The organism is Tsukamurella sp. 1534 (assembly GCF_000312385.1).
In the GTDB taxonomy this organism is placed as follows: Bacteria; Actinomycetota; Actinomycetes; order Mycobacteriales; family Mycobacteriaceae; genus Tsukamurella.
Window position 1 is genome coordinate 44958 of the sequence record NZ_HE997627.1, and the last position, 26154, is coordinate 71111.

Sequence of the window (26154 nt, forward strand, 5' to 3'; positions counted from 1 at the left end):
GCCCTCGCGAAAGGATTCTCACGTTGAGTGCCAGCTTCCCCGGTGAACTGCTGTACACCCCCGATCACGAGTGGCTGTTGAAGAAGAGCGACACCGTTGTGCGGATCGGGATCACCGATTACGCGCAGGACCAGCTCGGCGACGTGGTGTTCGTGCAGCTGCCGGAGGACGACTCCGAGGTCACCGCGGGGGATTCGTTCGCCGAGGTGGAGTCCACGAAGAGCGTCTCGGACATCTTCGCGCCGCTGTCGGGCACCGTCGTCGCGATCAACGGCGAGCTGGACGCCGGCCCGGACCTGGTCAACTCGGACCCGTACGGCGAGGGCTGGATCGTCGAGATCGAGGCCGCCTCCCCGGAGGACCTCGAATCGGCGCTGGGCGAGCTGCTCGACGCGGACGGCTACAAGGCCCTCACGGCCGAGGCCTGAGTCCGCAGCGGGCGCCCTTTCCTTAGAACGGCTTTAGAGGGCCACGCATCCGGCCGCCCGGAGCGGGCCCGGCGCGGTACCGTGGAACCAACGTCCATCAGGTACCGCACCATGAATACCTCAGCAGTAATCACTGACGAAGGAGCGATGTGAGCGAGAACGACAAGGGCCCCGAAGAGGCTCCCGTTGAGACCACTTCGGTGTTCCGCGCCGACATCATCCGCGAGATGGACGCCACCGGCGGTCCCGAGAGCGATGCGCCCGTCACCGGGCTGGAGAACCTGCCCGCGGGCGCCGCTCTCCTCGTGGTCAAGCGCGGCCCCAACGCGGGTTCCCGCTTCCTGCTCGACCAGGAGACCACCTCCGCGGGTCGCCACCCCGATAGCGACATCTTCCTCGACGACGTGACGGTCTCGCGCCGGCACGCCGAGTTCCGCGCCGCCGACGGCGGTTTCACGGTCGTCGACGTGGGCAGCCTCAACGGCACCTACGTCAACCGCGAGCCGGTCGACGCGTCGCCGCTGGCGCAGGGCGACGAGGTGCAGATCGGCAAGTTCCGCCTGGTGTTCTACGTTCCGTCCGCGAGCTGACCTACGTGACGGCGCCACGTCAGGAGAGTGCCGCCCCGAGCGCGATGTCGATCGGGGCGGTGCTGGAACAGCTGCGTGCTGAGTTCCCGGACGTGACCATCTCCAAGATCCGATTCCTCGAGTCGGAGGGACTGGTCACGCCCGATCGGTCCCCGTCGGGCTACCGACGCTTCTCCACCAAGGATTGCGAGCGGCTGCGGTACGTGCTCACCGCGCAGCGGGACTACTACCTGCCGCTCAAGATCATCAAGGAGCAGCTGGACGCCCACGACCGCGGCGAGTCCGTCGAGGGGCCCGCGCCGCGGGCGCCCCGTGCGCTGGCCGCGGTGTCCTCGAAGACCGCGCCCGCGACGGACTTCTCGGCACGGCGCCAGACCCGCATCAGCCGAGCCGACCTGTTGGCCCAGTCCGGTGCGGACGAGGTCTTCCTGCGCGAGCTGGAGCGCTCGGCGCTCCTCACGTCGCACAAGGCGGGCTTCTTCGACGAGGACGCGGTGGCGCTCGTTCAGGCGGCCAAGGCGCTCGCCGAGTACGGGCTCGAGGCCCGGCACCTGCGCGCCTTCAAGACCTCCGCGGACCGCGAGGCGGGGCTCATCGCCCAGATCGCCAACCCGGTCGCCCGCGGCGGCGACGCCGGCGCCGCCGAGCGCGCGGCCGAGTTGATCCGCGAGCTCGCGGCCCTCTCGGTCACCTTCCACACGCAGTTGGTCAAAGCCGCTGTGAAGGACGCCGTTCGCTGAGCCGCGCCCGCCTCCGGGCGGCCCGCCGGTAAGCTGGAACCATGATCGAGATGACCGTTGCGGGCATCCGGATGGATCCGCCCCAGAACGATCCCGTGCTGCTCCTGCGCGAGGTCTCCGGCCCCCGGTATCTGCCCATCTGGATCGGCCAGGGCGAGGCGACGGCCATCGCCATCAAACTTCAGGGCGTCGAACCGAGCCGCCCGCTCACGCACGACCTCATCGCGGACCTGCTCGAAACCCTCGGCCGGTCGCTCACCGAGGTGCGGATCACCGGGCTGCAGGAGGGCACGTTCTACGCGGATCTCGTGCTCGACGGTGACGAGACGGTTTCGGCCCGCCCGTCGGACTCGGTGGCCATGGCCGTGCGCCTGTCGGTGCCGATCTACGCCGAGGAAGACGTGCTCGCCGAGGCCGGCCTGCTCATGCCGGAGGAGGAGAAGGACTCGGAGACAAAGGATTCCGAGGAGGAGGCCCCGGCCGAGGAAGAGGTCGAGGCGTTCAAGGAATTCCTCGATTCCATCTCCGCGGACGACTTCAAGGCCCCCGGCGAATCCTGACCGGTCCTCGCGCTCGAAGGTCACGATTCGGCCTCGACCTAAAGTTCAACTTGAGGTTGTGGGTGTGTCGCGTTGATTCGGGCGCCGTGGCCCCCTAGCGTTCACGCCGGACACCGCGAATGGCACCGAGGGAATTACACCGACGGCCTCTTCGCGGCAGGCGTACTCTGATGGGTGCGCACGGGACCTACGAGGGAGACGGCAGTGACCGATCAGGTTGGCACCGGGCAGGGCGACGGCGAGAACGGCGGCCCGCGCGCCGACGTGTCCATGGGAACCCAGGGCGTGCTCGACGACATCGCTCCGGGGCTGTTCCCCGGCGACGCCATCCCGGACGAGCTGCTCGGCTACCGGGGACCCAGCGCCTGCCAGATCGCCGGCATCACCTACCGCCAGCTCGACTACTGGGCGCGCACCTCGCTCGTCGTGCCGTCGATCCGCGGCGCGGGCGGCTCCGGCACGCAGCGCCTCTACTCGTTCAAGGACGTCCTCGTCCTCAAGATCGTCAAGCGCCTGCTGGACACCGGCATCTCGCTGCAGAACATCCGCGTCGCCGTCGACCACCTCCGCCAGCGCGGTGTCGAGGACCTCGCGAAGATCACCCTGTTCTCGGACGGCACCACGGTGTACGAGTGCACCAGCGCCGAAGAGGTCGTCGACCTTCTCCAGCACGGCCAGGGCGTGTTCGGCATCGCGGTCTCGGGCGCCATGCGCGAACTGACCGGCACCATCGCCGATTTCCCGGGCGAGCGGGCCGACGGTGCCGCCGCCGACGCCGCGCCCGAGGACGAGCTGGCCTCGCGCCGCCGCAACCGGGCGCGCGCCACCGGCTAAACCCGTTGCCCGGTGCTCCGCCGGGCAAATACCGTGGGCGATATGGCCCACATCGCGATGTTCTCCATTCCCGCGCCGGGACACGTCTTCCCGTCCCTCGACCTCATCGAAGAGTTGGTGCGCCGCGGTCACCGCGTCACCTACGCCAACGACCCGCTCATGCGCACCGCGATCGAGGCGACCGGCGCCGAGCTCAAGCCGTACCGCTCGTCGTTGCCCGCCCTCGGCGAGGCCGCCGGGCGGGAGCAGCAGGAGGCGTTCGCCGGAGACGTCATCGACCAGCTGCAGATCTTCGCCGACGAGTACGACGCGCAACTCCCGCAGTGGTTCGACCTGTACGAGGACGACCGCCCCGATCTCATCCTCTACGACATCGCCGGCGCGATGAGCCTCGTCCTCGCGCGCACCTGGGGCATCCCCACGCTGCAGATCTCGCCGACGTACGTCGCCTGGGAGGGCTACGACGACGACATGGCCGACTTCCACACCATGCTCCGCACCGACCCGCGCGGCGTCGCGATGCTCCGGCAGCAGGACGCCCTCCTCGCCGGCCACGGCATCGAGGAGGACTCGCTCGCCTTCCTCGGACACCCGGAGCGGTCGCTGGTCCTCATCGCGCCCTCTATGCAGCCCAACATCGAGCGGGTGAACCGCGAGACCTACACCTTCACCGGGCCGGCCCGGCGCGTACCGGTGGGTGCGGCACCGTCGGGCGACGGTGACCGTCGCCCGACCACCCTGCTCGTCTCGTTCGGCTCCGCGTTCACCGACCAGCCCGACACCTACCGCGCGGCCTGCGATCTCGCGGCCGAGCGCCCCGACTGGCGGGTGATCCTGCAGGTGGGCGGCCGCACGGACCGCGACGCCGTGGTCGGCTCCGACGGGCGTCGGGCGGCGAACGTCGAGGTGTACCCCTGGGTGCGCCAGTTCGAGCTGCTCGCCGAGACCGATGTCTTCCTCACCCACGCGGGCATGGGAGGCAGCACGGAGGCGCTGCTCACCGGCACGCCTGTGATCACCGCGCCGCAGGCCGTGGACCAGTTCCAGAACGCCGATCTGCTCGCGGCGGCGGGGATCGCCGTGCCCGTGCCCGGCGATCTGACGGCGCGGACGCTGGGGGAGGCCTGCGACGCGGCGCTCGCCCTCACCGGCCGTGCCCGCGAACTGGCGGAGGAACTCGCGGCGCTGGGCGGGCTGGATCGCGCCGCCGATGTGGTGCTCGCGCGCCTGCCCGCCTGACGCCAGGACGTCACCGTACGGGCGTTCTGCTGAAATGCGTTAGAATCCACGTGCGCCGCAACACCGCGTGGGAGAGCCCAGCGGGTCTTGGAGAAGTCGATCGAGGCCCGCAGGCGCCGAAGGAGCAACACCTCTCCGTCAATCTCTCAGGCACCAGGACCGCGTGGGTTGGGCGTCTCTGGAGCCGCCGGCGACTGAGGGGGAGGGCAGCGCCGGACGCAGCGCGCCCGGCTACCCACGGCCCGGAGGTCACCTGTGACTGATTCTTTCGCCTCGCGCCACGTCGGCCCCGATACCGGTGAGCTCGAGCAGATCCTGCGCGTCATCGGCGTCGACAGCCTCGACGACCTGGCCCGCGCCGCCGTCCCGTCGGCCATCCTCGACCCCGCCGGCGACAACGGCCTCGGCTCGCTTCCCGCGCCCATCGGCGAACACGAGGCCCTCGCCGAGCTGCGGGCCCTGGCCGACCGGAACACCGTCGACCGGTCGCTGATCGGCCTCGGCTACTACGACACGCTGACCCCGCCGGTGCTGTTGCGCAACATCGTCGAGAACCCCGCCTGGTACACCGCGTACACGCCCTACCAGCCCGAGATCAGCCAGGGCCGGCTCGAGGCCCTCCTCAACTTCCAGACCATGGTCTCCGACCTCACCGGGATGGAGATCGCCAACAGCTCCATGCTCGACGAGGCCACCGCCGCCGCCGAGGCCATGACGCTGCTGCGCCGCGCCGGCAAGTCCAAGAGCCCGCGGCTCGTGGTCGACCGGGACGTGTTCCCGCAGACCCTCGCGGTCATCGAGACCCGCGCGCAGCCGCTGGGCATCGAGGTCGAGGTCGTGGACGTGGCGGCCGGCCTGCCCGAGGGCGAGTTCTTCGGCGTCATCCTGCAGACCCCCGGCGCCTCCGGGCGCATCCCCGACGTGCAGCCCGTGATCGACGCGGCGCACGAGCGCGGCGCCCTCGTCGCCGTCGGCGCCGACCTCCTCGCCATGACCCTCCTGACGCCTCCCGGCGAGCAGGGCGCCGACGCCTGCTTCGGCACCACGCAGCGGTTCGGCGTCCCGCTCGGTTTCGGCGGGCCGCACGCCGGCTACCTCGCGGTGCACGCCAAGCACGCCCGCCAGATCCCGGGACGCCTCGTGGGCGTCTCCAAGGACGAGGACGGCAACCTCGCCTACCGCCTCGCGCTGCAGACCCGCGAGCAGCACATCCGCCGCGAGAAGGCCACGTCGAACATCTGCACCGCGCAGGTGCTCCTGGCTGTGCTCGCCGCGATGTACGCGTCGTACCACGGGCCCGAGGGGCTCACCGCGATCGCGCGCCGGGTGCACGCCCGCGCCGCCGCGCTCGCCGAGGCGCTGGGCGACGCCGTCGTGCACTCGACGTTCTTCGACACCGTGCTCGTGAAGGTGCCCGGCCGCGCCGACGACGTGCTCGCCGCCGCCAAGGCAGCCGGCTACAACCTGTGGCGCGTCGACGACGACCACGTGTCCGTCGCCTTCGACGAGACCACCACCGAGGCCGACGTGGCCGCGGTCGCGCAGGCCTTCGGCGCCGAGGCGCCCGGCACGCGGGGCGACGGCGCACCGTCGGAGATCGAGAACCGGACGTCGGAGTTCCTGACGCACCCCGCTTTCCATCACCACCGGAGCGAGACCGAGATGCTGCGCTACCTGCGCAAGCTGTCGGACAAGGACATCGCGCTGGACCGGTCGATGATCCCGCTGGGCTCGTGCACCATGAAACTCAACGCGACGGCCGAGATGGAGTCGATCACCTGGCCCGAGTTCTCGCGGCTGCACCCGTTCGCCCCCGCGGGTGACACCGAGGGCATCCGCGCGTTGATCCACCAGCTGGAGGAGTGGCTGGTCGCGATCACCGGATACGACAACGTCTCTCTGCAGCCGAACGCCGGGTCGCAGGGGGAGTACGCGGGCCTGCTCGCCATCCGCAACTACCACGTGTCCCGGGGCGACGAGCACCGCACCGTCTGCCTGATCCCCTCGTCCGCGCACGGCACGAACGCCGCGTCCGCGGTGATGGCCGGGCTCAAGGTGGTCGTGGTGGCGTCGCGCGATTCCGGCGACGTGGACACCGCCGACCTCAAGGAGAAGATCGCCAAGCACGCCGACGAGCTCGCGGCGATCATGATCACCTACCCGTCCACGCACGGCGTGTACGAGCACGAGGTGCGCGAGATCTGCGGCGCGGTGCACGAGGCCGGCGGCCAGGTGTACGTCGACGGCGCGAACATGAACGCGCTCGTCGGGCTCGCGCGGCCCGGCAAGTTCGGCGGCGACGTCTCGCACCTGAACCTGCACAAGACGTTCTGCATCCCGCACGGCGGCGGCGGCCCCGGCGTGGGCCCGATCGGCGTGCGCAGCCACCTGGCGCCGTTCCTGCCGGGGCACCCGCTGGAGCCCTCGCTGGGGTCGGGGCCGACCATTTCGGCCGCGCCCTACGGCAGCGCCTCGATCCTCCCGATCACCTGGGCGTACATCCGGATGATGGGAGCCGACGGCCTGCGTCGCGCGACGCTCACCGCGATCGCCTCGGCGAACTACATCGCGGCACGGCTGAACGACTCCTTCCCGGTGCTCTACACGGGCGAGAACGGCCGGGTGGCGCACGAGTGCATCCTCGACGTGCGGGGCATCACCAAGGAGACCGGCGTCTCCATCGACGATGTAGCGAAGCGACTGGCCGACTACGGTTTCCACGCGCCCACCATGAGCTTCCCGGTGGCGGGGACGCTGATGGTGGAGCCCACCGAGAGCGAGTCGCTCGGCGAGATCGACGAGTTCTGCGACGCCATGGTCGCGATCCGCGCGGAGATCGCGCGCGTCGAGTCGGGGGAGTGGGCGGCGGACGACAACCCGCTGCGCGGCGCCCCGCACACCGCCGAGTGCCTCGTCGCGGAATGGTCCCACCCGTACTCGCGCGAGACCGCCGTGTACCCGCAGGGGCTCCCGTCGGGTGGCGCCCGGGCCAAGGTGTGGCCGTCGGTCCGCCGGATCGACGGTGTCTTCGGCGACCGCAACCTCGTCTGCTCCTGCCCGCCGATCGAGGCGTTCGCGGAGTAGATTTCACTCGACTCGAATCCGGGGGCGCCGCGAATCGGCGCCCTCGGATTCTGTCCACGGCGCACGGGCTTCGTGCGTGATCCGATTGCCCATCTGCTGTTTGCTGAATCAGCTACGGCCTTGGGGCGGTGGATGGCGACGAGTGGTTGCCGGGTTCTCCCCTCCGCTGCGTTCGGTCCCACGTTCGCCGCCGGGGGGAGTGAACGTGGCGGAGGGGAGGAGGGCCGGGACCGCCGCGGCGGCGACGGGCCTAACGGTTCAGTGTGTCCGCGAGCGCGATCGTGGCGGGGTTGGCAGCCGGGGCCAGGGGTTCGACGGTGCCGAACTCGACGGCCGGGGTCTTCGCGGGAGTGGGCTGGCCGGGCACCCGGAAACCGGCGTCCGCCAGCGGCTTCGCGTTCTCGCCCTTGGTCGCGAACGCCACGAAGTCGGCGGCCGCACGATGGTGCGCCTCGTCGAGGTCGTCGCGCTCGAGCACCAGACCCGGGTAGGTGGCGGACGCCGTCGGGCCGCCCGGGTACACGCCGACCGGGGAGGCGCCGTCGCGGCCGCGGGCGTAGGAGTACAGCTGTTGTTCGGTGACCGGCACGGCGTTCGTCTCGCCCGGCACCGTCAGTGAGTCGAGCGCGGCCAGGGTCCCGGAGGACTTGGGCGCGCCGGACTTCCACCGCGCCAGGGTGCCCGTGACCAGCGGGCCCTTCGCGGCGTCCTCGCTGAGCGGGGCCCCGGCGGTGCGGGCGACGGCCGCGGCGATCGACTGCGCGGCGAGGTAGGTGCCGTCGCCGTCGGCCCCGGTGGGCAGCGCCACCTTGAGGTCGGACTGCTTCGCCGGCAGGTCGAGCCACCGCGCACCGTCGAAGCTCTTCTGGGCCGAGCCGCGCACGGCGAGCAGCACCGGCGACGAGGCGATCGACGACGGCTGCCCCGACACCTCGGCGGGCTTGCGCGCGGCCAGCCGCGCCGTCCACACGCTGCTCTCGGGCACCCAGAGCGACGGGACGTCGCCCAGCTTCCGGTCCCACGTGCCGGACAGCGCCTCCAGCGCGACGGGGGAGTCGACGCCCGCGACGGTGATCTTCGCGCAGTAGTCCGAGGACACCGTGCCGGAGGAGTTGAACGAGTCGGCGATCCGCTGCAGCGGCCCCACCATCGCGGGCGCGGCGGCGACCCGGACCTGGAGGTCGCCGCGCACGCACTGGGCGGCGGCGTCCTTGCCCTGCTGCGCGGAGCGGCCGGACAGCCAGACCATGGCCACGATCACCACGATCACCAGGATCACCGCGATGACCGCGGCGATCAGCCACCGCGCGACGCCGCGGGAACCCGTTCCAGAACGATGTGAACCCATCGAGAGCAACCTACCCGAAGACGCCCCGCGGCGGCGCGGGGGACTCCTGTGCGTTCATGCTGGTGAAGGGCTTCGCGCCGGCCGCGAAGCGGGTGACGCCGGCCCCGTCCACCAGCGTCCCCGGGAACGGATCGCCGGCGAGCCGCCGGGCCAGCCCGTCGGGTACGGCGCCCGCGATCAGCACCAGGTTGCCGAAACGGCGGCCCTTGAGCACCGCGGGTTCCGCCGCGATCGCGGTGTCCCCGAACACCGACGCCACCGTCGCGGTCACCGACCGGGCGAAGGCCAGCGGCGCACCGTCGGCGATGTTGAGCGCGACGGTCGCGGAGGGCGCGAGCAGCGGCACGAGCGAGCCGAAGAACTCCGCGGTGGTGAGCGCCGCCGGGGTGCGGGCCCCGGCGAACACGTCGAGCACCAGGAGGTCGACGTTGCCCTGTACGCCGGGCGGCAGCACCGTGGCGGCCGCGGCCGCATCGGCGCAGCGCACCTTGATCTGCTCCCGCTTGGGCAGCGGCAACCGCGCCCGCACCGCCTCGATGAGGGACCTGTCGGCCTCGATCACCTGCTGCCGGGACCCGGGCCGGGTGGCCGCGACGTACCGCGGCAGCGTCAGGCCCCCGCCGCCCAGGTGCACCGCCGTGATCGGCTCGCCCTCGGGGCGCACCAGGTCCACGACGTGGCCGATCCGGCGGACGTACTCGAACACCAGGTTCGTCGGATCGTCGAGGTCCACGTAGCTCTGCGGCGTGCCGTCCATCAGCACCGTGAACGCCCCGGGCCGGTCGCGATCGGCGTCGATCACGACCGGCCCGGCGCCGGACACGGCGTCGTCCCCCGTGGGTGCGGCGGTCAGCTGTTCGCGGCCTTGAACTCGCGGCGGCGCGCGTGCAGGATCGGCTCGGTGTAGCCGTTCGGCTGCACGCCGCCCAGCAGGATCAGATCCTTCGCGGCCTGGAACGCGATGTTGGTGTCGAAGTCCGGCGCCAGCGGCCGGTACGACGGGTCGCCCGCGTTCTGCTGGTCGACGACGGGCGCCATCCGCTTGAGCGACTCCACGACCTCGTCCTCGGTCACGATGCCGTGCCGCAGCCAGTTGGCGAGCAGCTGCGAGCTGATCCGCAGGGTGGCGCGGTCCTCCATGAGCGCCACGTCGTGGATGTCCGGCACCTTCGAGCAGCCGACGCCGGCGTCGATCCACCGGACCACGTACCCGAGGATCGACTGGCTGTTGTTGTCCAGCTCCTCGCGCTTCTCCTCGTCGGTCCACGCGGTGGACTTCGCGAGCGGGATGGTGAGGATGTCGTCGACCGACGCGGGATCGCGCTTGGCGATGGCGTTCTGGGTCTCGAACACGTCGACCAGGTGGTAGTGCAGCGCGTGCAGGGTGGCGGCGGTGGGCGAAGGCACCCACGCGGTCGTGGCGCCGGCCTTGGGCTGCGCGATCTTCTGCTCGAGCATCGCGGCCATCAGGTCCGGCATGGCCCACATGCCCTTGCCGACCTGTGCCTTGTGCTGCAGGCCCGCGTGCAGGCCGATGTCGACGTTGGAGTCCTCGTACGCGGGGTACCAGGTCTGTGCCTTGAGCTCGCCCTTGCGGACGATCGGGCCCGCCACCATCGAGGTGTGGATCTCGTCGCCGGTGCGGTCGAGGAAGCCGGTGTTGATGAACACCACGCGGTCGTTCGCCGCGGCGATGGCCGCCTTGAGGTTCACCGACGTGCGGCGCTCCTCGTCCATGATGCCCACCTTGAGGGTGCGGGCGGGCAGCCCCAGCACCTGCTCGACGCGCTCGAAGATCTCGGCGGCGAACGCCACCTCCTCGGGGCCGTGCATCTTGGGCTTGACGATGTAGATCGAGCCGGTGCGCGAGTTCTTCAACTCGCCCGAGAGCCCGTGGATCGCGATGAGCGAGGTGACGATGCCGTCGAGGATCCCCTCGCCGATCTCCTGGCCGTCCAGCAGGATCGCGTCGGTGGTCATCAGGTGGCCCACGTTCCGCACGAACAGCAGCGAGCGGCCGTGCAGGGTGAGCCCGGAGCCGTCCGGCGCGGTGTACACGCGGTCGGGGTTCAGGCGCCGGGTGAAGGTCTTACCGCCCTTGCTGACCTCCTCCGCGAGGTCGCCCTTGTTCAGGCCCAGCCAGTTCCGGTAGCCGAGCACCTTGTCGTCGGCGTCGACGGCCGCGACCGAGTCCTCGAAGTCCATGATCGTGGTGACCGCGGACTCCACGAGCACGTCCTTGATGCCGGCGGGGTCGGTCTTGCCGATCGGCGACGCGGGGTCGACCTGGACCTCCAGGTGCAGGCCGTTGTGGCGCAGCAGCACGCCCGACGGGGCGGCGGCGTCACCGGTGTAGCCCGCGAACACGGTGGGATCCGCCAGCGCGCAGGTCTTCTCACCCTCGGTGACCACGAGCGCGCCGCCGGCGACGGCGAGGCCGGTGACGTCCGCCCAGGAGCCCGACTCCAGCGGCACGGCCTCGTCGAGGAAGTTCTTGGCGTACGCGATCACCTTGTCGCCGCGGACCTTGTTGTAGCTGCTGCCCTTCTCGGCACCGTCGGCCTCGGAGATGGCGTCGGTGCCGTACAGGGCGTCGTACAGCGAGCCCCAGCGGGCGTTCGCGGCGTTGAGGGCGAAGCGGGCGTTGAGGATCGGCACCACCAGCTGCGGGCCCGCGGTCGAGGTGATCTCGGTGTCCACGTCGGCGGTGGTGATCTCGCGGTCCTCGGGCACCGGCACCAGGTAGCCGATGTCGGAGAGGAACTGCTTGTAGGCCGGGAAGTCCACCTCGCCGGGCTGCGCGGCGTGGTACTCGTCGATCTTCGCCTGCAGCTCGTCACGGCGGGCGAGGAGCGCCTTGTTCTTGGGGCCGAGGTCGGCGATCAGCTCGGCCGCGCCGTTCCAGAAGGCGGCCTGGTCCACGCCCGTGCCCGGAAGGGCCTCGTTGTTGATGAAGTCGTAGAGGACCGTCGCGACATCGAGGCCGGCGACGGACGTGCGGGCGGTATCGGCCATGGTTGAGTCAAACCCCTCTGGTTGGCAGGCGTAAGCAGTACGCCCATCATGTTACTCCGCGTAATATCCCCGTCGACGATGGCGTGACCACCCTGCCGTAGTCCAGTTTCACGAGCTGATCCGCCCGATCGAAGTACCGGTCGTCGTGGGTGACCACCACCACCGTCTTCCCGCGTGCACGCAGGTCGGGGATGATTCGATCGTAGAAGACCTCGCGGAATCGCGGGTCCTGATCGGCCGCCCACTCGTCGAACAGGTAGATCGGCCGGTCCTCCAGGAGCGCGGTCAACAGAGCCAGGCGTTTGCGCTGCCCGGTGGACAGCGCGAGCGTCGACAGCCGCCCGTCCCGCACCGTCACCGCGTGCGCCAGTTCCAGTTCGTGCAGCAGCGTCCGCACCCGCTCGTCGAGCCCGTCGGCGCCGAGGCCCAGGTAGTCGTCGAACAGGTGGAAATCGGAGAACACGGCCGCCGTGTGTTGGCGGAACCACTCGGTGGTCTCCGGCCCGACGGGGGTACCGCCGAGCGCGATCGTCCCCATCCGGGGCGGGTACAGGCCGGCCAGCAGCTTCGCCAGTGTCGATTTGCCGCTGCCGTTTCCGCCCACCACGAAGGTGACCTCGCCGGGTCGCAGCGTCAGGTCGATCGGCCCCAGCCGGAAGCCGTGCGGGGCGCCCGGTGCTCCGGGCGGCGGGCCCATCGGATGCGACGGTGCGCCGTGCCCACCCGGGGCCGGTCCGCCCGGTCCGCCCGGTCCGCCCGGCCCGCCCGGTCCGGGAGGCCGGTGCCCCGGACCCATCGGCGGCGGTTCGGGAAGGTACTCGTAGCCCACGCCCCGCAGCTCGACGACGGCGTCCGCCGCGAGCGGCCGGTCGTCGTACGGCAGCGCCGATTCGTCCCGCGGCGTCTCCAACGACAGGTCGAGTGACCGGATCTTCGCCAGCGCCACGTCGCCGCGGAGCAGGTCCGGAATCCGGTGCATGAGGCTCTGCATCGGCATCGACAGGAACGTTGTGACCAGCACGTAGCCGATCATCGTCTCCCGCGGCAGTTCCAGCGCCCGGGCGAGCGCGAACAGGATGAGCACCATCGTGCCCAGCTGCAGCACCTGGCCGAGGGCCTGCCCGCCGGCGAACCGGGTACCGGCGGCCACGTGCCGCTCCCGCAGGTCCGAGGCCGCGCCCACGAGCCTGCGGTCCAGGAAGTCGGCGCGCCGGCCGCGGTGCAGCTTGAGCTCCTTGATCCCGTGGGTGACCTCCTGGAAGGACCCGATCAGCGCGTCGTCCAGTTCCCGGGCACGGCGGTAGTGCTCGCGGACCTTCCGCAGCACCGTCTCCACGCAGGCGATGCCGATCAGCGTGCCGGCCACCGACACCGCGAACAGGACGCCCGACACCGTCGCCAGGTAGGTCAGCGCGCCGAGGATGGTGGCCAGGTCGATGCACAGCCCGGGGATGCCGGAGACGGCCATCGACAGCGAGCGCACGTCCTCGGTGAGCGTCGCGAGCAGCCGGTGATCGCCGAGCCGCTCCACGTGTTCCAGCGGCGCCGCGAGTACCCGCTTGGACAGCCGCACCCGCAGCCGGTACACGGCGGCCTGCGCCAGGTGCAGCAGCACCAGCTGCGAGGACACTCCGGCCACCACCACGACGACCGCTGTGACCACGAACTGCGTCACGGTGACCGTGGGCATCGGCCCCGGTGCGACGAGGCCGTTGATCAGCGTCAGCAGGTAGGCGTTCGCCCCGCCCGCGATCAGCCCGGCCACGACGGCCGCGGCGATCGCCGCGGGCGAGATGGAGATGAGGAACCGAATGAGCTTCACGCCGGCCGCCCTCCCAACGCGCCGGGGCGGGGCGCGCCGTCCCGGACGATGTCGAACAGGAAACCCTCCACCGTCACGCCGGGGGCGAAGGAGAACGCCATGCCGGTGGACGGCGCACCGTCGGGCAGCCCGGACAGCATCCGCTCGAGGACGAACAGCAGCGAGACGCTGAGCATGTTCCCGTGCTCGGCGAGCACCTGCCAACTGGTGGCCGACGCCGCGGCCGGGAGGCCCAGCGCCGCCGACGCGGACTCGATGATCTTCGGCCCTCCGGGGTGGATCGCCCAGTGCGCGACGTCCGCGTGCCCGAGGCCGTTGCGGGCCAGCACGCCGTCGATCACCGGCCGCACGCCGTCCACGATGTACCGCGGCAGGGATTCGGCGAGCTCGCACGTGATCCCGTTCGCGTTGACGCCCAACACGATCCCGTCCTCGGCGCCGTCCAGCAGGTGCGCGAACGTGTCCCGGACGACGATGCTCCCGCCCGGCAGCGGGTGCCCCACCTCGCTCGCGCCGATGACGGCGGCGCCGCAGCCGTCGGCGAACAGGCTGGAGATGACCACGTCGTTCGGGTCGCCGGAGAAGACGGCGTTGACGGAGCTCAGTTCCAGGCAGACCATGAGCGATTTGCGGTCCGGGTGCGCGCGGACGAAATCGCTCGCGACCCGCAGCGCGTTCATCGCGGCGGCGCAGCCCATGAAGTTGACGATCACGCGGCTCGTGGTCGCGGGCAGGCCCAGCGCCCGGACGATCGCGACGTCCACGCCGGGCGCCAGGAACCCGGTGCTGGTGACGAACACCAGCTGCCCCACGTCGGCCGGGTCCACGGCGCCCAGGGCCCGGCGGGCCGTGTCCACGGCGAGCGGCGACGCGTGCTCGGCGAACAGGTCCATCCGCTCGCGGATCGTGTCCGGGCGGGCGCTGAACGCGGCGAAGTCCTCGTCGAGCGGGTCGATCGCCAGGTGCCGCCGCGCCACCCGGGTCTTGGTGTACACGCGGCGGATCCGCTCGGCCTGCGCCGGATCGTCGAACCGGGACGCGACCCGGTCGGCGGACTCGGCCTGCGCGTGCACGCCCGACGGGGAACCGGTGGCCAGTGACTCGATCACCGCGACGGACGTGGGCGGCGCCGGCGGGAACCCGAGCGCCGGACTGTCGGGCGCGACGGTGCTGCGGTCCTGGATGTTCATGGGTGACTCCTCGGGGAAGAACGGTGGTGGGCGTCGACGGGCTCGGTCAGACGGTGCCGATGCCGGTGAAGCCCTTGACGATGTAGGAACCGGAGGTGCGCAGCGCCGCGGGCGAGAAGTGCTCGCGCCAGAAGCCGTCGCCGTTCGCCTCCGCGCTGCGGGACTTGGAGAACAGGTAGGTGCGCACCTGGGCCGGGAGCCGGTCGGTGAAGAAGTTCCGTGCGGGCAGCCACTCGACGCCGAACTTCGCGGCCTCCTCGGCCACGACGCCCTCGGTGGCGATGTTGGCGAACCCGCTGCGCTGGTAGGGGAGCACGTGGTGCACGCGGTGGCTGGACAGGCCCGCGGAGAGGAAGCAGTCCACGTACCGGTTCCCGGAGATCCGCAGGTCGTAGGCCTGATGCAGCTGATTGACCGCCCAGTCCTCGGTGTCCGGGGCGGGCAGCTCCTCGACGTCGGTCTCGAAGTCGTGGCTCGCTACCACCAGGAAGGTGCTCATCCACAGCACGGCGACGAACTGGGCGACCCACGCCCAGATGTCGCCCATCGCGAGGAACAGCACGAACTCCGCCACCAACAGGCCGCGCATCGCGAACGCGCCGATGAAGTGGGGCAGCGCGCCGCGTAGCGAGCCGTACATGTCCGCGACGCCCACCTGCCGGGTGAGCTTGACGATCTCGAAGAGCCGCAGCGTCATCCCCGTCATGGTGTGGCCGAATTTGTGCAGCGTGTGCACGGGGACGCGGTACCAGCGGGGGATGTCCACCATCATGGTGAACACGTTCTTCTTGATGTCCACCTCGCTCTGCGTGTGCGGGTGGTGCAGCAGCGCGTGGCCGTCGGCGGTGACGAACGAGAGGGCCACGTAGTTGATGTCGAAGGCGTTCACGAGCACCTTCGTCCTGCCCTTCTGGGCGCGGTGGATGGCGTAGTGGCCGAACCCGGCCAGCGAGCTCCGGAGCACCACCATCGCGACCACGAACAGCCACAGCGGCAGCCACGCGGGCAGGGCCAACCGGGTGGCGATGACGGCCACGTAGGCCACGGCGAGGCCGATGGCGACCACGTCGAAGACCCGGTCCATGCGGGCGATCCGAGCGGCCAGCGCGGGATCCTTGAGACGACGTTTGACCTGGTGCAACAGGTCTTTCGGATCGTCGAAACGGTATCGCGGGGTGTCTCGCCAGCTGTCGAAACCGTCCTTGAAAAGAAAGGCGGGCGCGTTGTTCTTCGGGTGCACGTCCTCCACCCGGGCGTCCCGGTCCAGGGAGAACCGTTCCAGCATCTTCTCGATCTTCGCGGGATCCTTGTGGTACGATCCGATGATCGACGTGATGTCCCGATTCTTGGACCGGCCGATGAAGAATTCCCCACCCGGGTGCTTGTTGATCCATTCCGAGAGGTCGTACGCGCGGCCCTTGTAGACCCACACGTCGGAGAGTTGCGGCCCGCCGCCGGGACCCGGCCCGCGTTCGAGATGATCTTCGCCCGGCCGCTGCGGATCGAACCGATCCGGCGCGTGCGCAGGGTCTTTGCGATCGCCGCGGGCCAGGTCGCGCGGCCCGGGGTCGCCCGCGCCGCGCTCGGCGGCCGGCGGCGGGGTGGGATTGATGGACACTTCTTCACGACCTCCTGTAGAGCGATCGGTTTCCCGGTCGCGTACACCATCTGCGAGTACGCTAATCGATCGCTGAACGCCCGCTTGCGGATACGCCCTTCTGCCCGGAATCCGGCGAGAACCGGCCGCGGATTCCGTCGACTCCGCGAGGAATTCATGCATACTTCTGTCTGGAGAAGGCGGGGCTTCCGTCTTTCTTTCCAGATACGGGCAATCGCTCGAAACGATTCAGGGGGACCCATGAACCTCAAGGCAACACGCGCGGCCGTCGCGCTGGTCGCCGCCGGCGCCCTGGCGCTCACCGGCTGTGCGGACAAGAAGACCGACGACGCGTCGTCCACGGCCGGCGGCACGTCGGCGGCCACGGCGACGCAGGGCGGCGGCGCACCGTCGTCGAAGCCGCTCGACGCCAACGGCCTGCCCAAGGCCGACATCGTGCAGGAGGCCGCGAAGGCCACCCGCGAGACGTACTCCGAGCACCTGGTGCTCACCGTGGACAAGGCCATCCAGGGCCTGCCCGTGGCCAGCGTCGACGGAGACATCACCTCGGACAAGGACAGCAAGACGGTGGCCGCCAAGGGCGACGCCAACGTGCGCGTCCAGGAGAACTACGTGCAGACCAAGTTCGTCGTGATCGACGGGCACCTGTACGCCAACCTCGGCGGCCCCAAGTTCCAGGACATGGGCAAGACGGGAGAGAAGGGCGTCTACGACCCGTCGGTCATCCTCGACATGGACAAGGGCCTGGCGAAGGTCGTCGAATCCATCCAGAACCCCAAGGTCGAGTCCCGCGAGACGGTGAACGGGCTGAAGACCGTCAAGGTCACCGGCACGGTGTCGCCGCAGCTGCTCGACCCGATCCTGCCGCAGATCACCGAGGTCGCCAAGCGCGGCAACGTGTCCACGCTGCCGCTCACGCTGTGGATCGTCGACGAGTCCGGCGCGGACCCGCAGCCGCGGCCCAACGTCGCGCAGATGCGGGTCACCATGCAGCAGGGCAACATCGACCTGAAGCTGTCGGACTTCGGCAAGCAGGTCAGCGTCGAGAAGCCGGCGATGTAGCGCGCGCGGCGGGTCCCCGCGTCACGCCGGGCCGACGACTTCGGGGGGAGTCGGGCCCGGCGTTCGCGTGTCCGGGTGCTGCCGACGCCCGGTGTGGTCGCCCGGTGGGGCCGCTCGGGGTGGACGCCCGGTCAGCGGCCCTTCGAGCGCAGGTACGCCCCGAGCGTCTCCACGCTGCCGGGCGTGCGCGGCCCCTCGACCAGCGCCGCGTACGGCAGCACGACGTAGTTGCCCTCCCGCACCGCGGTGGTGTTCGCCATGAGCGGCTGGGACTTCAGCTGCGCGATCTTCGCGTCCGGGGTGTTCTCGGGGCCGACGCCGTAGTCGACGATGACGATCACCTCGGGATCGCGCTGCGCCGCGGCCTCCCACGACGCCGTGGTCCACGAGTTGTCCAGGTCACCGAAGACGTTCGTGCCGCCCGCCGACTCGATGATCGCCTGCGGCGTACCGGTGCGACCCGAGGTGAAGGGATCCGGGGAGGCGCTGTCGAACAGGAACACCCGCGCCCTCCCTTCCCGCGGGGCCTGCGCGCGCACCGCGTCGATCCGCGCGCGGTAGTCGGCCACCAGCTTCGCCGCCCGGTCCGGCACCCCGAAGATCGTGCCCAGGTTGGTCAGGTCCGCGAACAGCGCGTCGAGCGGCGGCATGATGCCCCGGGCCGTGGTGCCGGGCTGCCGGCACGCCTCGGTGAGCTGGTACGGCACGGCGCCGATCTCGCGCACCCAGTCCGGGGTGACGCCCGAGGTCTCCTGGAAGCCGTAGCTCCAGCCCGCGAACACGAAATCGGGCCGCGCAGACTGGATGGTCTCCCGGGTGAACCCGGTGCCCAGGTTGGGCGCGCGGTCGAAATCGGCCTTCCAGGGCGAGGTCCGGTAGTCCACGTGCTTGCCGTCGTACGTCGTGTACCCGGCGATCCGGTCCGTGAGGCCCAGGGCGAACATGATCTCCGCGATCCCGGTGTCGTTGACCACGGCGCGGGCGGGCGTGTGCGGCACGGTGAGCGGCGCCCCGCAGTTGGTCACCGTCGTGGCGGGGCCGGAGCCGTTCGACGGGGCCGCGTCCTCCACCGTCGCGCCGCACCCGGCGAGCAGGGTGCCTGCGGCGAGGATCGTGGTCGCCGTCCGGGCGGGCACGGGGATGCGCGGGGTCATGGGGTCCTCTCGTCGAAGATGACCTGCGGAACCCGCAGGCGGGGATGCGGCACGACGTGGGCGCCGACGCCGAAGTAGCGGCCGATGGTCTCCGGCGTGAGGATCTCCTCGGGCGTGCCGGAGCAGGCGAGCCGTCCCTCCGAGAGCACGTACAGCCGGTCGCAGTACTGGGCGGCCAGATTCAGGTCGTGGAGTACGGCGATCACGGTGACGCCCAGGTCGCGGGCCGCCGAGAGCACGGCGAACTGGTGCCGCACGTCGAGGTGGTTGGTGGGTTCGTCGAGAACGAGCACCCGCGGTTCCTGCGCGAACGCTCGGGCGATGAGAACCCGCTGCGCCTCCCCGCCGGAGAGGGTGCCGAAGGATCTGCGCGCGAGCTCGGTCGCGTCCGCCGCGGCCATCGCCCGGTCGATCGCGCGCCGGTGGTCGGCGAGCGAGAGCCCGCGTCGCCGGTGCGGCAGCCGGCCGGTGTCCACGATCTCCCGGGCCGTGAAGCCGATGTCGAACGGGGAGTGCTGCATCACCGCCGCCACCTGGCGGGCGTTCTCCGCGAGCCCCACCGCGGTCACGTCCGTCCCGTCGACCGAGACCGTGCCCGCCGACGGCCGCAGCACCCGGTAGGCGCAGCGCAGCAGCGTCGACTTGCCGCTGCCGTTGGGGCCCACGACGCCGATGAACTCGCCGGCGCCGGCGGTCAGGCTCACGTCCGCGACGATCCGCGCGCCGCCGATCTCCACGTCGACGGCGGTGTACTCGACCCGCATCATCCGCCCCCGACCGTCCGCCGGCGCATCAGCGCGATGAACAACGGCACGCCGACGGCGGCGGTGATCGCGCCCAGCGGCAGCTCCTGCGGCGGCGCGACGGTGCGCGCCGCGATGTCCGCGAGCACCAGGAACAGCGCGCCGAGCGCGGGCGCCACGACGAGTACGCGGCGGTGGTCGGCGCCCACGAGGAGCCGCGCCACGTGCGGCACCACGAGTCCGACGAAACCGATGGCGCCGCAGACGGAGACGATGATGCCCGTCATCGCGGCGGTGAGCACGAACAGCGCCGTGCGGAAGCCGGTGGCGGAGATCCCGAGGGAGATCGCCACCTCGTCGCCCAGCGCCAGCGCGTTGAGGCGGCGCGCCGCGAGCCGCAGCACCAGCAGGCCGACGGCGACCGTGACCGCGAGCAGCGCGGTGGTGCGCCACGTCGAGGGGGAGAGGCTCCCGAACAACCAGAACATGACGGTGCGGGCCGCGTCGCCGCGCGGCGCGAGGAACACCAGCACCGTGGTCACGGCCGAGAAGCCGTACGCGAGCGCGGTTCCCGTGAGCACCAGACGCGTCGGCGCCAGGCCCCCGCCGCGGAAGGCGATGAGATAGACCAGGGCGGTGGCGCCGAGCGCGCCGAGGAACGCCGCCGTCGGCAGTGCGTACAGGCCGAGCGTGCCGAACACACCGAACAGCGCCACCGTCGTCGCGCCGACGGAGGCGCCCGAGGAGATGCCCAGCACGTACGGGTCGGCGAGGGCGTTGCGGACCATGGCCTGCACCGCGACGCCGATGCCGCTGAGGCCCGCGCCCACGATCGCGGCGCTGAGCACTCGCGGGATCCGCGAGTCGGCCACGATCCGGTACTGCACGGCCTGCTCCGCGGGGATGGTGCCGCCGGTGAGGAACGCCCAGAGGTGGCCCGAGCCCTCGCGCCAGGGGATCCGGACGGTGCCGAACAGGATCCCCGCCCACATCGCGCCCACGAGGAGCACCAGCAGGGCCGCGATCAGCACGGCCACACGGCGCGACGAGACCACTCGCACTCCGCGACTCCCCTCGGGTCGGTGAGTGGCCACCCGGTCCGGGCGGCCGCGAGGGCAGGTATCGGGCTGGCTCGCGGGGGCGAGCTCACCGTTGCGGGGCAGCCCCGGATTCGCACCGGGTTCCCTCTTGCGCCGGCGCCCGGGGGCGCGCGGACCATCGCTGCAGGGAGTCTATGGGTGCCGCTGCGGCGACCCGTCGGCGGGCCAGGATCGGGCGATTCGGGCGAGCCGCTCCCGGATCGGCGCGGCCCGCTCGGCGAGCTCCGCCTGCCTCCGCACGTACTCCGCGCGGCCCGCGGGCGTCTCGATGGGTACGGGCTCGAAGCCGTGGCGGGCCAGGTCGTACGGGCTCGCCCGCATGTCCAGCTCGCGGGCGTCGCGGGCCAGGTCGAAGGCGTCGGCCACGAGGTCCGACGGTGCGCCGGGCGTCAGCTTGAACGCCCACTTGTACAGGTCCATGCCCGCGTGCAGGCAGCCCGGCTGCTCCGACGCGGTCTGCCCCTCGCGGGTGAGCGGCACCGCGTTGCGGGGCGCGGCCTCGGGGGTGAAGAAGCGGTACGCGTCGAAGTGGGTGCAGCGCAGGCCGCCCGCCTCGACCACCGCGTCGGTGCCCGCGGGCCCCAGCCGAAGCTGCACCGGGTGCCGGGCCTGGTCCGCCTCGCGATAGACCATCGCCCACTCGTGCAGGCCGAAGCAGCCGAGCACGGGCGCGCGGCCCGCGGTGGCCTCGAGCAGGCGCGCCACGTACGCCGCGGTGCCCGCCCGCTTGGCGAGTGGCGCGGGGTCGAGGCGCACCCGCGTCCCGTCGACGAGGTAGCCGCGGGCGCCGCCGAACTCGGCGGCCGCCCGCGGACCGTCGAGCTCGACGCCGAGGCCCGGGTGCCAGCGCAGCAGGTGCGCGGGCCTGTGCCCGTAGTACGTGAACAGGAAGTCCCACACGGGGTGCTTCTCGCCCCGCGCCGCCCGCCGCCGGTGCGCGCCGACGAAGGGCTCCAGCCGTGCGCGGTGGGCGGCCGCCAACGGCCGCCACTGCGCGTCGGTGAGGACGACCGAGCTCACACCCGGTGCGTCCCGTCGCGCACCGTGCCCACGAACTCCTCGACCACGTCCTCCAGCGCCACGATGCCGATGGTGCGGCCGTGATCGTCGGCGACGGCGGCCAGGTGGCCGCCCAGGCGCCGCAGGTGCGACGTGGCCTGGTCCAGCGAGAGCGCACCGTCGACCACGGGGAGCGGCCGGATGCGTCCGGCCCCGATCACCGTGTCCGGGCCCACCGCGGCGTCCATGATGTCCGGCAGCACGTCCTTGACGTGCAGGTAGCCGGTGAACGCGCCGCTGCGCGAGCGCACCGGGTAGCGGGAGAAGCCGGTCTCGGCGACGGCGGTCTCGATGTCGCCGAGGGTGGGGCCGAAGAGCCCGTCGGAGCCGGCGACGGCCTGCAGGCCGCGGATCCGGGCGAGCGGGATCGCCACGTCGGCGACGGTGCGCCGCGACGTCTGCAGGGCGCGGGTGAGGCGGATCCGCTCCTCGGCGTCGATGAGTCCCTCGTCATGGGATTCGGCGATGAGCTCGGACAGCTCGCCGGCGGAGACGGTGCCCTCCAACTCGTCGCGGGGCTCCACCCTCAGTGCTTTGAGCACCAGGATCGCCAACCAGTTGTACAGGCCGATCACGGGTTTCATCAGCCGCACGAACGCCACCAGCGGCGGCGTCAGGAGCATCGCCGAGGCCTCGGGGCCGGCCAGCGCGATGTTCTTCGGGACCATCTCGCCCAGCAGGATGTGCAGCACTACGACCAGGCCCAGGGAGACCGTGAACGAGATGGGGTGCAGCAGCGCCTCGGGGACGTGCGCCCACTCGAGCGGCTTCTCCAGGATGTGCGCGATGGCGGGCTCGCCGACCTTACCCAACAGGATCGAGCAGATCGTGATGCCCAGCTGGCAGCCGGCCAGCATGAGCGACAGGTTCTCCGACGCCTTGATCACGCCCCTGGCGCCGCCGCGGCCCTGCTCCAGGAGCGCCTCGAGGCGGTCGCGGCGGGCCGCGATGAGCGCGAACTCGGCACCGACGAAGAAGGCGTTCGCCGCCAGCAGCAGCACGGTGAGGCCGACGCCCAGGAAGTCATTCATGGCTCAGCTCCACCAGGTCGACGCGGCGGCCGTCCATCCGTGCCACCCGCGCGGTCCACGTGGGCGGTTCGGCGCCCTCGTCGTCCTCGACGGACGGGTGGTTCGGCAGCGTCGTGGTATCGCCCACGACGGGGACCCGGCCCAGGAGGAACATGATCAGGCCGCCCAGCGTGTCGTAGTCGCCCTCGGGGGCACGGTAGTCGGTGTCGCGTTCCAGCTCGTCGATCCGCAGCAGGCCCGCGCACAGGAAGCCGTCGTCGGTGCGTTCCACGTCGACGGGCTCGTTCTCGTCGTGCTCGTCCCGGACGTCGCCGACGATCTCCTCGATGAGGTCCTCGACGGTGACGATCCCGGCCGAGCCGCCGTACTCGTCGACCACGAGGGCCATCTGCAGACCGTTGGCGCGCAGCTGTTCCATGAGCGCGTCGCCGTCGAGAGTCGCCGGGACCACCGGCGGCGGCGTGGCGATGGATCGCACGGAGACGCCGGCGCGGCGCTCGGCGGGCACGGTCAGTGCCTGCTTCACGTGCACGAAACCCGCGGTGTCGTCGAGGTCGCCGCGGACGACGGGGAAGCGGGAGTGGCCGGTCTCGATGCACAGCTCCATCAGGTCGGCGACGGTGTCCTCGACCTCCAGCGACTGCACCCGTTGGCGCGGGGTCATGAGGTCCTCCGCGGTGAGCTCGCCGAAGTCGAGGGAGCGGCCCACCAGCTCGGCGGTCATCTCGTCGATCGCCCCGTGCGCGGCCGAATTGCGCACCAGCGCACTGAGTTCCTGCGCGGAGCGGGCGGAGCTGAGCTCCTCGGCGGGCTCGATGCCGAGCCGGCGCACCAGCTTGTTCGCGCTCGAGTTGAGGAACGTGATCGCCCACCGGAAGGCGCTCGAGAACGCGGCCTGCGCGCCCGCGGTCCACCGGGCGGTCTGCAGCGGCCGGGCGATGGCCAGGTTCTTCGGCGCGAGCTCGCCCAGCACCATCGACAGCGAGGTGGCGATCACCAGCGCCAGGATCAGCGTCAGCGCGGACGACCACACCCGCGGCATCCCGGTCCATTCGAGCGCGGGACGCAGGAACTGCGACAGCACGGGCTCGGCGAGATAACCGGTGACCAGGGTGGTGATCGTGATGCCGAGTTGGGCACCCGACAACTGGAACGACAGTGTGCGGTGCGCGTTCTGCACCTGCTTCGACCGGCGGTCCGCACGCTCGCGGACGTCCGCGTCGATCGTGGACCGCTCCAGGGCGGTGAGGGAGAACTCGGCCGCGACGAACAGCGCGGTACCGAAGGTCAGGGCCAGGAAACCGATGACGGCGGCGGCGGTGAGCAACGCGCTAGTCAACGAACCTCCCCGGCGTCGTGCTCGTGGCGGCTCGTCGGCGGCGCTTGCCGGGTCTTCGGACCTTCATGTCCCTTTCCCAAAACGTGTGATCGCGCCGCGACGGTCGCGGCGTGGCCACCACCTTACCGATGGACGCCCGGTTCCGGGGGAATCGCCCGGTAGCCCGGCCCGGTCACCAGCCGCCGGGCAGCGGGCGGCCCTCGGCGAAGCCGGCGGCGCTCTGCACGCCCACGGTGGCCCGCTCGTGCAGCTCCGGCAGCGTGCGGGCGCCCGCGTAGGTGCACGAGCTGCGCACACCGGAGGTGATCCGGTCCAGCAGGTCCTCGACGCTCGGGGCGTCGGGTGCCACCCGGATCCGCGAGCTGGAGATGCCCTCCTCGAACAGCGACTTGCGTGCCCGGTCGAAGGCGCTCTCGCCCTGGGTGCGGGCGGCCACCGCGCGCTTGGAGGCCATGCCGAAGCTCTCCTTGTACGCGGTGCCGTCCGTCGCGTACTTCATGTCGCCGGGGGACTCGTAGGTGCCGGCGAACCAGGACCCGACCATGACGTTGGAGGCGCCGGCGGCCAGGGCCAGCGCCACGTCGCGAGGGTGTCGCACGCCGCCGTCGGCCCACACGTGCGCGCCCAGCTCGCGGGCCGCGGCCGCGCAGTCGAGCACCGCGCTGAACTGCGGCCGGCCGACGCCCGTCATCATCCGGGTGGTGCACATCGCGCCGGGGCCGACACCGACCTTGACGATGGTCGCGCCGGCGTTGACCAGGTCGCGGGCGCCGTCGGCGGCGACCACGTTGCCCGCGGCCAGCGGCAGGCCCAGGTCGAGCGCGGCGACGGCCTCGAGGGCCTCGAACATCTTGCCCTGGTGACCGTGGGCCGTGTCCACGACGAGCACGTCGGCGCCGGCCTCGGCGAGCGCCTTGGCCTTGCCGGCCACGTCGCCGTTGATGCCGACGGCCGCGGCGATCCGCAGCCGGCCGTCACCGTCGACCGCGGGGGTGTAGATGCCCGCGCGGACGGTGCCGGTGCGGGTGAGGACGCCGTGCAGCCGGCCGTCGGGCTCGACGAGTACGGCCAGGTCGTCGTGCGCGTCGTCGAGCAGCCCGAAGACGGCGCGCGGTTCGGTGCCGGCGGGGGCGGTGACGAACCCGGTGGTCATGACGTCGTTGAGGCGCGCGAACCGGTCCACGCCCTCGCAGGCGGCCGAGGTCACGAGGCCGAGCGGACGACCCTCGTCGTCGATGACGACGACGGCGCCGTGCGCCCGCTTGGGCAGCAGTGCGACCGCGTCGCTCACGGAGTCGCCCGGGCCGAGGGTGACGGGGGAGTCCGCGACCAGGTCGCGGCTCTTGACGTAAGCGATGGTCTCGGTCGCCGCCTCGATCGGGAGGTCCTGGGGGAGGACCACGATGCCGCCGCGCCGGGCGACCGTCTCCGCCATGCGCTTGCCGGCGACCGCGGTCATGTTGGCCACGACGATCGGGATGGTGGTGCCCGTGCCGTCGACGCTGGAGAGGTCCACGTCGAAGCGGGACGTGACGTCGGAGCGGTTGGGTACGAGGAAGACGTCGTCGTACGTCAGGTCGTACTGCGGGCGGCTATCGGGAGGAACTGCACGTGGCGACATACTACGGCACCAGTGCCGCCGCCCCTCCCCTCAGGAGCGGAGCACCCGGCCCTGGGCGTCCTTGACGCCGCCCGTGAGGATCATCACCGCGTCGATCAGCGCCCACACCCCCACGGCGAACAGCAGAACGAAGCCGATGAGGAAGATGCTGGTCACCAAGCCGAGCAGCCACAGGCACAGCTGCGCCGCGCCGATCCCGGTGTAGCCCAGGTAGAAACGGCCGATGCCGAACCCGCCCAGGAACAACTGCAGCAGGCCTGCGGCGATCTTGGACTTGTCCGACAGCGGCAGCCCGGTGGCGGGGTCCATCCCGTACCCCGCGGCCGCGTACGGCTGCCCGTAACCCGGCTGCGCGTAGCCCGGCTGGTGAGCCTGGGCGTAGTGCTGGGCGGGCTGGGCGTCGTACGGCTGCTGCCCGTACGCCGGCTGGGCGGAACCGTGCTGATAGGGCTGTGGTTGCCCGTACCCCTGGTAACCCTGCGGACCGGCGGCCTGGCCGTACGTGGGCCGGTACGGCTGCGGATACTGCGGATCGGTCATGCTGTCCCCACTTCCCCCTGACGAATGTGCGCTCAGG

General features: G+C 71.4%; 22 protein-coding genes and 2 riboswitches. Of the genes, 8 read left to right on the forward strand and 14 right to left on the reverse strand.

Annotation, left to right across the window (positions count from 1 at the left end; all coding sequences use genetic code 11):
* The first annotated feature begins 23 nt into the window (after positions 1-23).
* From gcvH to gcvP, 7 genes are all read left to right on the forward strand, one after another.
* Positions 24-428, forward strand: coding sequence for a glycine cleavage system protein GcvH (gene gcvH, locus BN39_RS12530; RefSeq protein WP_019202752.1), 405 nt, complete (start codon positions 24-26; stop codon positions 426-428).
* A 149-nt stretch (positions 429-577) separates the two neighbouring features.
* Positions 578-1018, forward strand: coding sequence for an FHA domain-containing protein (locus BN39_RS12535; RefSeq protein WP_019202753.1), 441 nt, complete (start codon positions 578-580; stop codon positions 1016-1018).
* Positions 1019-1062: 44 nt separating this feature from the next.
* Complete coding sequence (locus tag BN39_RS12540) at positions 1063-1758, forward strand: MerR family transcriptional regulator (protein WP_019202754.1); 696 nt, start codon at positions 1063-1065, stop codon at positions 1756-1758.
* Positions 1759-1799: 41 nt separating this feature from the next.
* Positions 1800-2318 carry a bifunctional nuclease family protein gene (locus BN39_RS12545; protein WP_019202755.1) on the forward strand — a complete coding sequence of 173 codons (519 nt, stop codon included), beginning with the start codon at positions 1800-1802 and terminating at the stop codon, positions 2316-2318.
* Positions 2319-2588: 270 nt separating this feature from the next.
* On the forward strand, positions 2589-3152 hold the full coding sequence (locus BN39_RS12550) for a MerR family transcriptional regulator (RefSeq protein ID WP_086010314.1): 564 nt from the start codon (positions 2589-2591) through the stop codon (positions 3150-3152).
* Between the two features lie 42 nt (positions 3153-3194).
* Complete coding sequence (locus BN39_RS12555; RefSeq protein WP_019202757.1) at positions 3195-4391, forward strand: glycosyltransferase; 1197 nt, start codon at positions 3195-3197, stop codon at positions 4389-4391.
* A gap of 58 nt (positions 4392-4449) precedes the next feature.
* Positions 4450-4563: riboswitch (glycine riboswitch) on the forward strand.
* An 83-nt stretch (positions 4564-4646) separates the two neighbouring features.
* Positions 4647-7475 (forward strand): aminomethyl-transferring glycine dehydrogenase, encoded by a 2829-nt coding sequence (gcvP, locus tag BN39_RS12560; RefSeq protein WP_019202758.1) that lies wholly within the window; start codon positions 4647-4649, stop codon positions 7473-7475.
* 250 nt (positions 7476-7725) lie between these two features.
* On the opposite strand, the gene BN39_RS12565 is transcribed toward gcvP, so the two are convergent.
* The 6 genes from BN39_RS12565 to BN39_RS12590 are packed head-to-tail and all read right to left on the reverse strand — an operon-like array spanning position 7726 to position 16282.
* Positions 7726-8823, reverse strand: coding sequence for a substrate-binding domain-containing protein (locus BN39_RS12565; protein ID WP_019202759.1), 1098 nt, complete (start codon positions 8821-8823; stop codon positions 7726-7728).
* Between the two features lie 10 nt (positions 8824-8833).
* The gene (locus BN39_RS12570) at positions 8834-9625 is read right to left on the reverse strand and encodes a spermidine synthase (RefSeq protein ID WP_237741690.1); all 792 of its coding nucleotides are present in this window, start codon (positions 9623-9625) and stop codon (positions 8834-8836) included.
* Between the two features lie 47 nt (positions 9626-9672).
* Positions 9673-11838, reverse strand: a complete 2166-nt coding sequence (locus tag BN39_RS12575; protein WP_019202761.1) for a malate synthase G — start codon at positions 11836-11838, stop codon at positions 9673-9675.
* Between the two features lie 46 nt (positions 11839-11884).
* Entirely contained in the window at positions 11885-13660 is a 1776-nt protein-coding gene (locus BN39_RS12580; RefSeq protein WP_019202762.1) for an ATP-binding cassette domain-containing protein, read from the reverse strand.
* Positions 13657-14850 carry a type III polyketide synthase gene (locus tag BN39_RS12585; RefSeq protein WP_019202763.1) on the reverse strand — a complete coding sequence of 398 codons (1194 nt, stop codon included), beginning with the start codon at positions 14848-14850 and terminating at the stop codon, positions 13657-13659. The genes BN39_RS12580 and BN39_RS12585 overlap by 4 nt, the downstream gene beginning before the upstream one ends.
* A gap of 46 nt (positions 14851-14896) precedes the next feature.
* Positions 14897-16282, reverse strand: coding sequence for a fatty acid desaturase (locus BN39_RS12590; RefSeq protein WP_040768230.1), 1386 nt, complete (start codon positions 16280-16282; stop codon positions 14897-14899).
* A gap of 426 nt (positions 16283-16708) precedes the next feature.
* Here BN39_RS12590 and BN39_RS12595 point away from each other — a divergent pair, with 426 nt between their 5' ends.
* Entirely contained in the window at positions 16709-17530 is an 822-nt protein-coding gene (locus BN39_RS12595) for an LppX_LprAFG lipoprotein (RefSeq protein ID WP_019202765.1), read from the forward strand.
* A gap of 131 nt (positions 17531-17661) precedes the next feature.
* Here the strand turns inward: BN39_RS12595 and BN39_RS12600 are convergent, their stop codons facing one another.
* The 8 genes from BN39_RS12600 to BN39_RS12635 form a co-directional block, all read right to left on the reverse strand.
* A complete protein-coding gene (locus tag BN39_RS12600) occupies positions 17662-18684 on the reverse strand; it encodes an ABC transporter substrate-binding protein (RefSeq protein WP_019202766.1) in 1023 nt (340 codons plus the stop codon).
* Positions 18681-19448, reverse strand: coding sequence for an ABC transporter ATP-binding protein (locus BN39_RS12605; RefSeq protein WP_019202767.1), 768 nt, complete (start codon positions 19446-19448; stop codon positions 18681-18683). The genes BN39_RS12600 and BN39_RS12605 overlap by 4 nt, the downstream gene beginning before the upstream one ends.
* Entirely contained in the window at positions 19448-20419 is a 972-nt protein-coding gene (locus BN39_RS12610; RefSeq protein WP_081586157.1) for an iron ABC transporter permease, read from the reverse strand. The genes BN39_RS12605 and BN39_RS12610 overlap by 1 nt, the downstream gene beginning before the upstream one ends.
* A 125-nt stretch (positions 20420-20544) precedes the next feature.
* Positions 20545-20617: riboswitch (cobalamin riboswitch) on the reverse strand.
* Positions 20618-20659: 42 nt separating this feature from the next.
* Entirely contained in the window at positions 20660-21547 is an 888-nt protein-coding gene (locus tag BN39_RS12615) for a hypothetical protein (RefSeq protein WP_019202769.1), read from the reverse strand.
* On the reverse strand, positions 21544-22617 hold the full coding sequence (locus BN39_RS12620) for a hemolysin family protein (protein WP_019202770.1): 1074 nt from the start codon (positions 22615-22617) through the stop codon (positions 21544-21546). Before BN39_RS12620 ends, BN39_RS12615 begins: the two co-directional genes overlap by 4 nt.
* Complete coding sequence (locus BN39_RS12625; protein ID WP_040767921.1) at positions 22610-23956, reverse strand: hemolysin family protein; 1347 nt, start codon at positions 23954-23956, stop codon at positions 22610-22612. The genes BN39_RS12620 and BN39_RS12625 overlap by 8 nt, the downstream gene beginning before the upstream one ends.
* A gap of 172 nt (positions 23957-24128) precedes the next feature.
* Positions 24129-25577, reverse strand: a complete 1449-nt coding sequence (locus BN39_RS12630) for a GuaB1 family IMP dehydrogenase-related protein (RefSeq protein WP_019202772.1) — start codon at positions 25575-25577, stop codon at positions 24129-24131.
* A gap of 30 nt (positions 25578-25607) precedes the next feature.
* Entirely contained in the window at positions 25608-26117 is a 510-nt protein-coding gene (locus BN39_RS12635) for a TM2 domain-containing protein (protein ID WP_019202773.1), read from the reverse strand.
* Positions 26118-26154 lie beyond the last annotated feature (37 nt).